We start from the raw sequence: 12535 nt of genomic DNA on the forward strand, positions 1-12535 counted from the left end.
TTATTGCTATTATCTTTTAAACGGGAGGGATAATATGTCACTTAAAGATGAAGTGCTTACCGAATTATCAAATAATGAATATATTTCCGGCGAAGAAATTGCAAAAAGACACTTTGTTTCCAGAAACGGTGTGTGGAAGGCAATCAAATCGCTTAGAGAAGAAGGCTATGATATAGAGGCGGTAACCAACAAAGGCTATTACTTAAAGAAAATGACCGAAAAAATAAATGCCGCCGCAGTCAAGAGCGACTGCAAAGACCGATGGAATGTAATTGTTATGGAGGAAACCGATTCCACAAATAACAGAGCCAAGGAAATGGCGGCAAACGGAGTGAACGAAAAGAGCGTTGTTATTTCCGACAGCCAGACAGGCGGCAGAGGAAGAATAGGCAGACCTTTCTTTTCACCGAAAAACAGAGGCCTTTATATGAGTATTCTTGTAAGACCTAAGCTCAGTGTGGATTATGCTCCACTTATAACTTCCTATACGGCTACGGCTGTCTCCAAAGCGATTGAAAAGCTTACAGGAAAAGAATGCACACAGATAAAATGGGTAAACGATATTTATATAAATAACAAGAAAATATGCGGAATACTCACTGAGGCAGGATTTGATTTTGAAGGCGGTATGCTGGATTATGCCGTTATAGGAATAGGCATAAACGTGCTCGGAGAAGAATTTCCGGCAGATATAGAAAATATCGCAACATCAATAGAAAAGGAAACAGGAGTAAAGCTTTCAAGAAATGAACTTGCGGCAGAGATACTCAACAATGTTTATAATATTGAGAATGACATACATGATAAGAGCTTTCTTGAATATTACAGAAAAAAATCCAATGTTCTCGGCAAGAGCATAACCGTTTATTACGGAAACGAAAGCTATGACGCCAGAGCAGTTGAAATAGATGACAATGCGGCTCTCGTTGTTGAAACGGAGAACGGCAGAAAAACACTTAATTCCGGGGAGGTAAGTATAAAATTATGAAAACAAGAGATTTGACTTTAACGGCACTTTTTGCCGCAATATTATGTGTGGCCGCACCATTTTCAATTCCGGTAGGGCCTATACCGATAACATTGGCAACCTTTGCGATTTATCTTGCGGCTATTGTGCTCGGCAAAAAATACGGAACACTTGCGGTTGTTATATATATTCTTCTTGGTGCTGTCGGACTTCCTGTATTTTCGGGATTTTCAGGCGGATTTCAGAAAATCGTTTCCGCAACAGGCGGCTATATAATAGGATATATACCTTGTGCGTTTATTGTAGGAGCTATGTGTGAATACGGCGGAAACAAGAAAATATACGGTATACTCGGTGTAATTCTCGGAACAGCAGTGCTTTATATTATCGGTACATACTGGTTTATGTTTGTTTCCGGAAAAGAGCTTGCATATGCACTCGGTGCTTGTATACTTCCCTTCATTCCGGGTGATATTATCAAGCTTATTGTTGCTGTCGTTGTCGGTTATAAATTGAAGGGTTATGCGATTAAAGATATTGGAACATGCTGAAATTTGTGCTATACTATTATATTAGTAGTATAGCACTTTTTTTATGGAGGATAATTTATGAGAAAGAGAATAATATCCATAGTATCGGTTCTTATGATGCTTATGCTTATTATAACCGGCTGTGCAACAGGCTCGGCAGACAATATCGGTTCAAATACTTCCGAGGTTACCGAAAGCACAACTGAAAATGACGGAACTGTTATTGATGAGGACGGAACATATGACAGCAAGGACGATGTTGCCTTGTATATAGAAACCTACGGACATCTTCCGAGTAATTATATCACCAAAAAAGAGGCACAGGCTCTCGGCTGGGAATGCGGCTCTCTTGAGCCTTATGCCCCGGGAAAATGTATCGGCGGAACGCATTTCGGCAACTACGAAGGACTTTTGCCGGAGGCCGACGGAAGAGAATATACCGAATGTGATATAAATACGCTCGGAAAGGACAGCAGAGGTGCAGAAAGAATAGTTTTTTCCAATGACGGACTTATTTATTATACGGGTGACCACTATCAGTCGTTTGAATTACTCTATGGGGAGGAATAAAGTTGAAGGAAATTATAATTGACGGAGATAAAATAGAAAGCAAATCAGAGGTGCATGAGATTTTTGTTAAGGAGCTGGATTTTCCGGATTATTACGGAAATAATCTTGATGCACTGGCAGACTGCCTTGATGAGCTTAACACTCCGGTAACAATAAGATATATAAACAGAGAAAGAATGAAAATGAAATTCGGTCGCTTTGCAACGGTTTTAAGCTCTGTAATAAAGCTTGCGGCAAAGCATAATCCGAAAATAACATACTATGAATCAAAGTAATAAAACAGGAGTAGCATATGAGAATTCGTAAAAAATCATGGGAAGCTGAGGAGCTTTCATCAAACAGACATCTTGTACATGAGCCTGAGCAGTATAAGGGCAAATGGCATGAATATTTCGGAAACGATAAACCCATTTATGCGGAAATCGGCTGCGGAAAGGGCAGATTTATTGTTCAGAACGCAATCGAAAATCCCGATGTGAACTTTATCGGTATAGAAAGACAGACAACAATAATGGCTATTGCCGCAAGAAAGGTCAGCCCTGAAATTGAAAATGTTGCACTCATAAGAGGTGATGCGGAAACGCTCGGAGACATATTCGAGCCGGGTGAGCTTTCCAGAATATATCTCAATTTCAGTGATCCATGGCCTAAAAAACGCTGGGCAAAAAGAAGACTTACATACAGAGGTTTTCTTGAGCTTTATAAAAAGCTTTTGGGCGGAGATAAGGAAATTTTCCTTAAAACCGACAATACAGTGTTCTTTGAGTCATCGTTAAATGAGTTCTGCGAAACAGGCTGGAGTCTTTCAAATATTTCTCTTGACCTGCATAACAGTGATTATGAGGGAAATATTATGACAGAATACGAAGAAAGATTTTCTTCAATGGGACAGCCTATTTATCGTCTTGAGGCAAGATGGAAACAGAATGGCGCTGATAAGGAAGGTAATTAAATGAAATTTGTTCTTGATGCACATACGCACACAATAGCAAGCGGTCATGCCTATTCCACACTTTTGGAAAACGTGAATTATGTGGCTGAAAAAGGCCTTGAGCTTATCGGCATTACCGACCATGCTCCGGCAATGGAAGGCAGCTTCGGCTCGGCATATTTTATCAATTTCGGCGTGATTCCCCGTGAAATTAACGGAGTTAAGGTAAGAATGGGCGTTGAGCTGAATATAATTGATTATGACGGAAATGTAGATCTTCCGGATTTTTATTTAGAAAGAATGGATTATGCGATAGCAAGCCTTCATCCGCCCTGCATACCCTTTGGTACTCTTGAACAGAACATGAATGCCATATTTAAGGTAATGGAGAATAAGTATGTAAAAATACTCGGTCATCCCGGTGATCCGAGATACCCCATTGACTGTGAGGCTCTGGTTAAAAAATCTGCGGAAACGGGAACGCTTATAGAAATAAACAATGCGTCGCTTGTTCCCAACGGTTTCAGAGGCGGAAGCGAAAAATATATTTTCGATATATTAAAGCTCTGCAAAAAAATGGAGGTTCCTGTTATAGCCGCTTCGGACGCTCATTTCTGTACACATATAGGTGATTTTACCTATGTGGAGAAAATGTTTGAGCAGGCAGAGTTCCCGGAGGAGCTTGTTGTGAACAGATCAGTTGAAGAATTTGAAAAATATATTACAAAATAACTAAAATCTCTATCTGCTTATTTACTTTAAAACTTTAGTATGATAAAATAATACTATAATATATGAGAAAAATAATGAAGCGGGTGGGTGTTTATGAACAGTAAAATAAAAAGTGAAGCTGCGGATAACTTATTCAGATGTATTCTTACAATGAATAACCTTGAGGAATGCTATAAGCTTTTCGAGGATTTATGTACGGTACATGAAATTCAGGCGATTGCCCAGCGTATGCAGGTTGCGGAAATGCTTGACAGAAAATGTACCTATATAGAGATTGCCGAAAAGACCGGAGCGTCAACTGCTACTATCAGCCGTGTGAACCGTGCATTAACATACGGAACGGACGGATATAAGCTTGCAATCGAAAGAGTGCGTGCTCAGAAGGAAAAAGAAGAGCAGGAAGAAAATAAAGACTGTTAATAGCAATTGCCCACTTGAATGATAATTCAGTGGGTAATTCTTTATTGGAGTGATAATTATGAAAAAGACCTTTGTGGCGGCTGCCTTATCGGTTATGCTTGCGTTTTCTTCCGCATTTCCGGCTATGGCGGCACAAAGAGTTAATTCCGCATGGGCGGAAAGCTATATTTCGTCCGCCGACAGCATGGGAATTATTCCGTCCGGAATAAGCAATATCGACATGACAAGAAATATAACAAGAGAAGAATTCTGCGAGCTGGTTTATAATACGGTTATTACTGTTGCAAAACAGAACAGCATAAAAATAACCTATAACGCAAGAGAGGCTCATTTTTACGATACGGATTCAAAAGCGGTAATGATGCTTTACAGAATGGAGATTATTGCCGGAAGAACGAGTACCCGTTTTGCGCCTAAGGAAAACATAACAAGGGAAGAGGCGGCTGTTGTTCTTGACAAAACCGCAGAATATCTCGGACTTGTGCGTTTCACAAATTCCGACCGTTTTACCGACAGCAGACATATAGGCGAATGGGCATATAAAAGCGTAAACAATGTATGTGGTATGAACCTTATGAGCGGAATGGGCGATGGCAGATTTAATCCGACAGGCTATTATACTGTTGAACAGGCAATATGCTCTATGATAAGGGTTGCCGGAGCATTGCCGAAGGAAAGCAGAGAAAAAATAGACAGTAATCTCTATTATTTATATAACGACAGCTTTTACTGGGTATCGGATGCAAACGGAAAGGTTGTGTTTATGCTTCCGGCCGAAAGATACGGCGGAGTAAGTTTTTATTCAAACGGCAGTGAAATACTTGCTTTTGCCTCGATGAAGGGCGGAAATTCAAGCGATATATACAGTATTTCAAGCGGAAGAAAGCTCTTTACCGTAAACGGAAATGTTTGCGGAACATATGCAAACAAAAATATAATTGTTTCTGCTGTTAAAAACGGTGCAACATATTACGGTGTATATAGTTTTGACGGAAAGCCTGTGCTTTCAACGGAATATTCATGGGATTATCTCTACACAAAGGGATATGTCGGAACACCGAATGCTTGGTAATCTGATGTTTAAAAATTAAAGTGCTTTTGGGAGGTTAAATTTTCACTTAACTTCCCTTTTAATATGGGAGAATATAAATATGATAGGATATGACGAACTAAATCCGATGCAGCAGAAGGCTGTCAAACAAAAGGACGGTGCTGTGCTTATACTTGCCGGAGCAGGCTCAGGAAAAACAGGCGCACTTACGGTAAGAATAGCGGATATGCTTGAGCATGGAATAAGCCCTTATAATATACTTGCAATAACCTTCACAAACAAAGCGGCAAAGGAAATGCGTGAGCGTGTCGATAAGCTTGCAGGCCCTTCGGCAGAGCATGTGTGGATAAGCACATTCCATTCAACCTGTGTACAGATATTGAGAAGAGAGATAGAAAAGCTTGATTATTCAAGAGATTTTTCGATATATGATGCCGATGACCAGGAAAAGGTTATGAAGGAAGTATTTAAGGAGCTTAATCTTTCAATAACCGATAAGACCTATACGGTCAGAGGTGCGGTTTCTGCAATAAGCCATCTTAAGGAAGAAATGATTTCATGGGAGGACTATGCAAAAGAAGTTGATAAGGCAGATATGAGAGCCTATAAAACCTCAAGAGTTTATGAGCTTTATCAGAAAAGGCTGAGAAGAAACAATGCACTGGATTTTGATGACCTGATATATAAAACAGTTCTGCTTTTCAGAACAAATCCCGATGTGCTTAACGTATACCAGGAGCGTTTTAAATACATAATGGTTGACGAGTATCAGGACACGAATACATCGCAGTATGAGCTTGTAAGGCTTCTTGCCGGAAAATACGGAAATCTTTGTGTTGTCGGCGATGATGACCAGAGTATATATGGCTGGAGAGGCGCAAACATAAGAAACATACTTGATTTTGAAAAGGATTTTCCCAATGCGGTTGTTATAAAACTCGAACAGAATTATCGTTCAACCAAAAACATACTTACAGCCGCCAATGAGGTTATAAAGCACAATAGTGCAAGAAAGGACAAAACCCTTTGGACGGAAAACGATACCGGAAGTATAATACATGTTTTCAGAGCGGATAATGATATTGAAGAGGCAGTTTTTGTTACGGAGATTATAAACAAAAATGCACTTAAGGGCAAAAAATATAAGGATTTTGCCGTTCTGTACAGAACCAATGCACAGTCCAGAGCCATTGAGGACAGATTTGTGAGAAAGGGAATACCATACAGACTTTTCGGCGGAGTAAGGTTCTATGAAAGAAAAGAAATAAAGGATATTCTTGCATATCTTAAGCTGATTGATAACTCGGCGGACGCCGTTGCAATTAAGCGAATAATAAATGTTCCCAAAAGAGGAATAGGCGACAAGACGGTTGAAACAGCGGAAAATGCGGCTTCAAAGAACGGAACTACACTTTTTGAAGCACTCGGCTGTGCTGCGGAATATCCCGAATTGAAAAGCAGAGGCAAAAAGCTTGGTGAGTTTTATGAGCTTATCTGTTCATTCAAGCAGAAGGCAGAGGAGCTTTCTGTACATGAGCTTATTGAATATGTTGTAAATGCAACAGGCTATCGTGATGAGCTTGAACAGGACGGCTCAGATGATGCAATGATGCGTATTGAAAACATAGAGGAGTTTGCATCAAAAGCGGCCGAGTTTGAAAAGGAAAACGAAAATGCCACATTGTCTGCATTTCTTGAAGATGTTGCACTTGTTGCAGATATTGATTCATACAGCGAAGATGATGACGCTGTCGTTCTTATGACATTGCACAGTGCAAAGGGACTTGAGTTCCCTTATGTGTTTATGATAGGCATGGAGGAAGGACTTTTTCCCAGCGGAAGGGCAATAAACACAGGAGATTCTAAGGAGCTTGAGGAAGAAAGACGACTTTGCTATGTCGGTATAACAAGAGCAAAGAAAGAGCTTTTCCTTACCTATGCAAGACAGAGAATGCAGCATGGACAGTTTGTTTATAATGCACCGTCAAGATTTCTCGGAGAACTGCCGCCTGAGCTTTTGGACAATCCTTTCAAAAAGGTTCAGACAAGAGAAATACCGAGTCATGAACCGCCGAAGGCATCACCCTATAACTTCGGTGCAAGATTTGCCGCAAGCAGGGCAGGAGTTGCCGCCGGGAATATGTCGGCAAGACCTGTTGTGCCTAAGCCTTACGCAGCTGAAATGCCTAAGCCGACAAATGTAACAATTGACTTTGCTGTCGGAGATAAGGTAAGAGCACCGAAATACGGTATAGGTGAGGTAAAATCCATAAAAAATGCCGGAAGGGATTATGAGGTTGAGGTTGCTTTCACAGGCAAAGGCACAAAGAAATTTATGGCAGGTCTGTCTAAGCTGAAAAAGGTTGAAACGGAGTAATGATATATGGATAGAATGAAGGAACTTATAAATGTTCTGAACAATGCGTCAAGAGCTTATTATCAGGAAGATAGAGAGATAATGAGCGACCATGAATATGATAAGCTTTATGATGAGCTTGTAAAGCTTGAAAAAGAGAGTGGAATAGTGTATGGTGGAAGTCCTACGCAGAGAGTCGGTTATACCGTTTTAAGTTCATTGCAAAAGGTAAAGCATGACAGTCCTATATTGTCGCTGGACAAAACCAAAAGCCCGGAAAAGCTTGCCGAATGGCTTGGCGACAGAGAAGGAATAATAAGCTGGAAGCTTGATGGACTGACTATTGTGCTGACGTATAATAACGGGGTTCTCGAAAGAGCGGTAACAAGGGGAAACGGAGAAATCGGAGAAGATATAACGCACAATGCAAGATATTTCAAAAATCTTCCGAAAAAAATCAAGTTTAACGGAGAACTGAATTTGCGTGGTGAAGGCGTTATAGCATACAGTGAGTTTGAAAGAATAAACGCTGAGCTTGACGATGATGAGGTATATAAAAATCCGAGAAACCTTTGCAGCGGTACTGTAAGACAGCTGAACAGCAAAATTGCGGCAGACAGAAATGTAATGTTCTATGCTTTCACATTTGTTAAGGCTGATGGCATGGAGTTCAAGAAAAAGAGTGAACAGCTCGATTTTCTTTCTGAGCTTGGCTTTGATGTTGTGGAGCATTATGTTATAAAGGGCAATGAGGTTGAGGACAAAGTAAGAATGTTTGCAAACAAAATAACCGAAAACGACTTTGCCTCGGACGGACTTGTGCTTACTTATAACGATATTGAATACAGCCGTTCTCTCGGAATAACGGCTAAGTTTCCGAGAGATTCAATCGCTTTCAAATGGAGTGATGAAATGGCAGAAACAACGCTCATTGGCGTTGAATGGAACACATCACGAACAGGCAGAATCAATCCTGTTGCTGTGTTTGAGCCTGTGGATATTGAAGGCTCAACAGTGAATAGGGCAAGTGTGCATAATGTCAGCATCATGGAGGAGCTTAAGCTTGGCAAAGGCGACAGAATAAAGGTATATAAGGCAAATATGATTATACCGCAGATTGCAGAAAACCTTACCTGTTCGGCAACGGAAACCATTCCCGAATACTGTCCCGTATGCGGCGGCGAAACGGAAATACGTATGCTTAAGGAAGGAAGAGAGCTTTACTGCACAAATCCGAACTGCTCGGCCCAGCGTATAAAATCGCTTGTTCATTATGTTTCGAGAGATGCGATGAACATAGAAGGCCTTTCGGAGGAAACAATACGAAAGTTTGCCGATAAGGGCATACTTGAAAACTATACCGATATATACAGCATAAAGGATCACGAAGAAATAAAGGATATGGACGGTTTCGGACAGAAAAGCTTTGAAAAGCTGACAGCTGCCATTGAAAAATCAAGAACGGTTCCGCTTGAAAATTTTATAAATGCACTTGGCATAAATCAGGTCGGCTTGAGCAATGCAAAGCTTCTTTGCAAGCATTTTGATTATGATATAGATAAAATACTTGCGGCAGATGAGGATGAGCTTGCATCAATAGAAGGCTTTGGCGAAGTAATTTCGCACAGCATATGTGCTTATTTCAAAAAAGAGGAAAACATGGAGCTGTTCAATAAAGCGGTTTCATTGCTCACATTTGAAAAGCCGGCGGAAACCGGTGAAAGGCTCAAAGGCCTTACGTTTGTAATAACCGGTGACGTAACACATTATAAAAATCGAAATGAGCTTAAGGCTTATATTGAGTCACTCGGCGGCAAGGTTACGGGCAGTGTAACCGGAAAAACAAGCTATCTTATAAATAATGATAAAATGTCTGCATCGTCTAAAAACAAAAAGGCGGCAGAGCTCGGAATACCGGTTATTTCCGAAGAGGATTTTATAGAAATGACGGAATAAGTAATATACTTTATTGAAAGACCTTGGGGCTTTGCCCCAAACCCCATGAACCTTTAAAAAGGTTCAATCCAAATTTTAATAACTACATTCTGGCGAATGTAGTTTAGGAAAAATTGAAATTAGTATTACAAACTTGAACAGCTAAAAACCCTCGCAGTATTTCTACGAGGGTTTAGTTTTAGCTATGTGTTGCTTATTTGAAATAGAGCTTTTTATTCCAGTATATCCTTAAGAACGTCCTTCATTGTATAGAAACCTGCCGGCTTGCCTGCAAGATATTTTGCGGCTTTAACTGCGCCTACTGCAAAAATCTCCTTTGACATTGCTCTGTGGTTTATTTCGATTATTTCGTCCTTTCCGGCAAACATAACCTCATGCTCGCCGACAATGTTTCCGCCTCTTACGGCATGAATACCGATTTCGTCTGCTGTACGTTTTTCTCTGACCTGTGAGCGGTCATAAACGTAGTTATAGCGGTTGTCGGAAACCTCATTGATTGCGTCTGCAATGGCAAGTGCCGTTCCGCTGGGAGCGTCAATCTTCTGATTGTGGTGTTTTTCAACAATTTCAATGTCAAAGCCGGAATCCTGAAGAGCAAGAGCGGCTTTCTGCACAAGTGCAAATAAAAGATTTACACCGATTGACATATTCGCACTCTTCAATACGGCAACCTTTTTTGAAACCTCATCAACTTTTTTGAGAAGCTCCTCATCTAAACCTGTTGTGCAGAGAACAATAGGAATTTTTCTTTCCTCGACAAAATCAAGAAGGGCAGGTATGGCCTTTGCTGTTGAAAAGTCGATTATAGCATCTGCATCAATATTACATTCAGACGGTGTTCTGAAAATAGGGAAGTCCTTGCTTTCGCCGAAAGGATCAATACCAGCAACGATTTCGCAATCCTTGTCTTCGGCAACGAGCGAGCATACAACATGGCCCATTTTTCCGGAGCAGCCGTTCATAATTATTTTAGTCATATAGTTTTTACTCCTAAGTCTGTACTTCTTATTTAATAAGTCCTAATTTTTCAAGCTCTTTTTTAACAAATGCCTTGTGGTCATCGCTCATTTCATAAAGAGGAAGTCTGCATTCGCCAACGCCGAAGCTGAGCATGTTCATTGCACCTTTAACGGGAATAGGATTTACCTCGCAGAAAAGTGCGTCGCAAAGACCGAGTATATTTATCTGTAAATCACGGGCTTTTTCTGTTTCGTGGTTGAAATATGCCTCGCATAAGTCGTGCATTTCATCGGGAATTACGTTGGCTGTTACCGAAATAACACCTTTTCCGCCAAGTGAAAGAATAGGAAGTGTCTGGTCATCATTTCCGGAATAAATATCAAAATCGGGACCGCAAAGCTTTGCAACCTTTGCAACCTCGGAAATATCTCCGCTTGCTTCTTTAACGGCAACGATGTTGGGAATCTTTGAAAGCTCTGCACATGTTTCGGGAGCAATGCTCATTCCTGTTCTTCCGGGTACATTGTAAAGAATGATAGGAATGTTTACTGCATTTGCAACTGTTGTGTAATGATGTATAAGTCCACGCTGTGTAGTTTTGTTATAGTATGGAGTTACAAGGAGCAGTCCGTCCGCACCTGCGTTTTCGCAGGCTTTTGCAAGGTTTACCGCATGTGCTGTGTCGTTGCTTCCTGCTCCGGCGATAACCGGAACTCTTTTATTTACGTGCTCTGCCGCAACTCGGATGCATTCAACCTGATCTTCATCTGTAAGAGTTGAAGCCTCGCCTGTTGTTCCGCATACAACAAGAGCATCTGTTTTGTGTGCTAAATGAAAATCAATAAGCTCTTTGAGCTTTTCAAAATTAACTGAACCGTCGGGATTGAAGGGAGTGATAAGGGCTACTGCCGAGCCTGTGAATATTGACATATATTTTCCTCCTCTATATTAAAAAATTATTTATCCATTGCCTCTGCAAGAATTTCGGCAATCTGAACTGCGTTTGTTGCCGCACCTTTACGGATGTTGTCTGCTACAACCCAAAGGTTGATACCGTTTTCAACGCTTTCGTCTCTTCTGATACGTCCTACATATACCTCATCTGTGCCTGCGGCGTCGATTGCAAGAGGATATTTGTTGTTTGCGGGATCGTCAACAAGAACAACGTCGGGAGCAGCGGCAAGAAGCTTTTTAACATCTTCAATATCATCAATGGGTTTTTCAAACTCAACGTTGATTGATTCGGAATGGCTGCTGAATACGGGAACACGTACTGTTGTTGCTGTTACCTTTAAATCGGGATCATGGAGAATTTTTCTTGTTTCCCAGATCATCTTCATTTCTTCCTTTGTATAGCCGTTTTCCATGAATACGTCTATATGGGGAAGGCAGTTGCCTGCGATAGGATGAGGAAATTTTTTGGGAGCCTCGCCCTTAAGTCCGTTTTCAAGATCGTTCCATCCGGCAACACCTGCACCGGAAACAGCCTGATATGTAGAATATACAACTCTCTTTATTTTATATTTGTCATCAAGCGGCTTAAGAACGGCAACAGCCTGTATTGTTGAGCAGTTGGGATTGGCAATGATACCGTGGTTCCATGAAATATCCTCAGGGTTTACTTCGGGAACAACAAGCGGTACGTCTGGATGCTGTCTCCACTGAGCAGAGTTATCAACAACGATTACACCATGAGCGGCAGCGATAGGAGCGAACTTTTCGCTTGTTGAACCGCCTGCTGAGAAAAGAGCGATGTCAATCGGTTTGTCAAATGAATGCTCTGTAAGTTCTTCAACAATGTATTCTTTTCCGTCATATTCAAGCTTAGTGCCGGCAGAGCGTTTAGATGCCATAAGATAAAGGTTGTCAATAGGGAAATTCTTCTCCTTAAGCACCTTTAAAAATGTTCTACCTACCATGCCTGTGGCACCGACAACAGCGAGATTTACCTTTTTCATTGGAAACACTCCTTTATACATATTATATAAAATTAAATTATCCGGTTATGATACAAAACAGACAAAAATTTAATCTGCAAAAGTATGAAATTTATATACTGTAA

Annotated in this window: 13 protein-coding genes; 10 read left to right on the plus strand and 3 right to left on the minus strand. The window is 40.8% G+C overall.

Going from position 1 to position 12535, the window contains the following annotated elements:
- Positions 1–34: 34 nt before the first annotated feature.
- From KQI66_RS08060 to ligA, 10 genes are all read left to right on the plus strand, one after another.
- Positions 35–988, plus strand: coding sequence for a biotin--[acetyl-CoA-carboxylase] ligase (locus KQI66_RS08060; protein WP_216428405.1), 954 nt, complete (start codon positions 35–37; stop codon positions 986–988).
- Positions 985–1518 (plus strand): biotin transporter BioY, encoded by a 534-nt coding sequence (locus KQI66_RS08065; RefSeq protein WP_216428407.1) that lies wholly within the window; start codon positions 985–987, stop codon positions 1516–1518. Before KQI66_RS08060 ends, KQI66_RS08065 begins: the two co-directional genes overlap by 4 nt.
- Positions 1519–1575: 57 nt before the next feature.
- Positions 1576–2067 carry a ribonuclease domain-containing protein gene (locus KQI66_RS08070; protein WP_216428408.1) on the plus strand — a complete coding sequence of 164 codons (492 nt, stop codon included), beginning with the start codon at positions 1576–1578 and terminating at the stop codon, positions 2065–2067.
- 2 nt (positions 2068–2069) lie between these two features.
- Positions 2070–2342, plus strand: coding sequence for a barstar family protein (locus KQI66_RS08075; RefSeq protein ID WP_216428410.1), 273 nt, complete (start codon positions 2070–2072; stop codon positions 2340–2342).
- Between the two features lie 17 nt (positions 2343–2359).
- On the plus strand, positions 2360–3019 hold the full coding sequence (gene trmB / locus KQI66_RS08080; protein WP_216428411.1) for a tRNA (guanosine(46)-N7)-methyltransferase TrmB: 660 nt from the start codon (positions 2360–2362) through the stop codon (positions 3017–3019).
- Positions 3020–3730 (plus strand): phosphatase, encoded by a 711-nt coding sequence (locus tag KQI66_RS08085; protein ID WP_216428413.1) that lies wholly within the window; start codon positions 3020–3022, stop codon positions 3728–3730.
- A 93-nt stretch (positions 3731–3823) separates the two neighbouring features.
- Complete coding sequence (locus tag KQI66_RS08090; RefSeq protein WP_216428415.1) at positions 3824–4150, plus strand: YerC/YecD family TrpR-related protein; 327 nt, start codon at positions 3824–3826, stop codon at positions 4148–4150.
- Between the two features lie 58 nt (positions 4151–4208).
- Positions 4209–5222: an S-layer homology domain-containing protein gene (locus KQI66_RS08095; protein ID WP_216428418.1), complete on the plus strand. Its 1014-nt coding sequence runs from the start codon at positions 4209–4211 to the stop codon at positions 5220–5222.
- A 79-nt stretch (positions 5223–5301) separates the two neighbouring features.
- The gene (pcrA, locus tag KQI66_RS08100) at positions 5302–7578 is read left to right on the plus strand and encodes a DNA helicase PcrA (protein WP_216428420.1); all 2277 of its coding nucleotides are present in this window, start codon (positions 5302–5304) and stop codon (positions 7576–7578) included.
- A 15-nt stretch (positions 7579–7593) separates the two neighbouring features.
- Positions 7594–9513, plus strand: coding sequence for an NAD-dependent DNA ligase LigA (gene ligA, locus KQI66_RS08105; RefSeq protein WP_442859972.1), 1920 nt, complete (start codon positions 7594–7596; stop codon positions 9511–9513).
- Between the two features lie 212 nt (positions 9514–9725).
- Here the strand turns inward: ligA and dapB are convergent, their stop codons facing one another.
- The 3 genes from dapB to KQI66_RS08120 are packed head-to-tail and all read right to left on the minus strand — an operon-like array spanning position 9726 to position 12431.
- Positions 9726–10490 (minus strand): 4-hydroxy-tetrahydrodipicolinate reductase, encoded by a 765-nt coding sequence (dapB, locus tag KQI66_RS08110; RefSeq protein ID WP_216428424.1) that lies wholly within the window; start codon positions 10488–10490, stop codon positions 9726–9728.
- A gap of 28 nt (positions 10491–10518) precedes the next feature.
- On the minus strand, positions 10519–11403 hold the full coding sequence (gene dapA, locus KQI66_RS08115; RefSeq protein ID WP_216428426.1) for a 4-hydroxy-tetrahydrodipicolinate synthase: 885 nt from the start codon (positions 11401–11403) through the stop codon (positions 10519–10521).
- 26 nt (positions 11404–11429) lie between these two features.
- Positions 11430–12431: an aspartate-semialdehyde dehydrogenase gene (locus tag KQI66_RS08120; protein WP_216428433.1), complete on the minus strand. Its 1002-nt coding sequence runs from the start codon at positions 12429–12431 to the stop codon at positions 11430–11432.
- Positions 12432–12535: the final 104 nt, after the last annotated feature.

Origin of the sequence: Anaerotignum sp. MSJ-24, from assembly GCF_018918145.1 — a bacterium.
Taxonomy (GTDB): Bacteria; Bacillota; Clostridia; order Lachnospirales; family Anaerotignaceae; genus Metalachnospira.

What these genes read in the sequence shown, in the direction of transcription:
- ligA (WP_442859972.1), top strand. Translation starts at nt 7,594, where the DNA reads ATGAAGGAACTTATAAATGTTCTGAACAATGCGTCAAGAGCTTATTAT.
- KQI66_RS08090 (WP_216428415.1), top strand. Translation starts at nt 3,824, where the DNA reads ATGAACAGTAAAATAAAAAGTGAAGCTGCGGATAACTTATTCAGATGT.
- KQI66_RS08095 (WP_216428418.1), top strand. Translation starts at nt 4,209, where the DNA reads ATGAAAAAGACCTTTGTGGCGGCTGCCTTATCGGTTATGCTTGCGTTT.
- KQI66_RS08085 (WP_216428413.1), top strand. Translation starts at nt 3,020, where the DNA reads ATGAAATTTGTTCTTGATGCACATACGCACACAATAGCAAGCGGTCAT.
- KQI66_RS08060 (WP_216428405.1), top strand. Translation starts at nt 35, where the DNA reads ATGTCACTTAAAGATGAAGTGCTTACCGAATTATCAAATAATGAATAT.
- dapA (WP_216428426.1), bottom strand. Translation starts at nt 11,403, where the DNA reads ATGTCAATATTCACAGGCTCGGCAGTAGCCCTTATCACTCCCTTCAAT.
- KQI66_RS08065 (WP_216428407.1), top strand. Translation starts at nt 985, where the DNA reads ATGAAAACAAGAGATTTGACTTTAACGGCACTTTTTGCCGCAATATTA.
- pcrA (WP_216428420.1), top strand. Translation starts at nt 5,302, where the DNA reads ATGATAGGATATGACGAACTAAATCCGATGCAGCAGAAGGCTGTCAAA.
- dapB (WP_216428424.1), bottom strand. Translation starts at nt 10,490, where the DNA reads ATGACTAAAATAATTATGAACGGCTGCTCCGGAAAAATGGGCCATGTT.
- trmB (WP_216428411.1), top strand. Translation starts at nt 2,360, where the DNA reads ATGAGAATTCGTAAAAAATCATGGGAAGCTGAGGAGCTTTCATCAAAC.
- KQI66_RS08070 (WP_216428408.1), top strand. Translation starts at nt 1,576, where the DNA reads ATGAGAAAGAGAATAATATCCATAGTATCGGTTCTTATGATGCTTATG.
- KQI66_RS08120 (WP_216428433.1), bottom strand. Translation starts at nt 12,431, where the DNA reads ATGAAAAAGGTAAATCTCGCTGTTGTCGGTGCCACAGGCATGGTAGGT.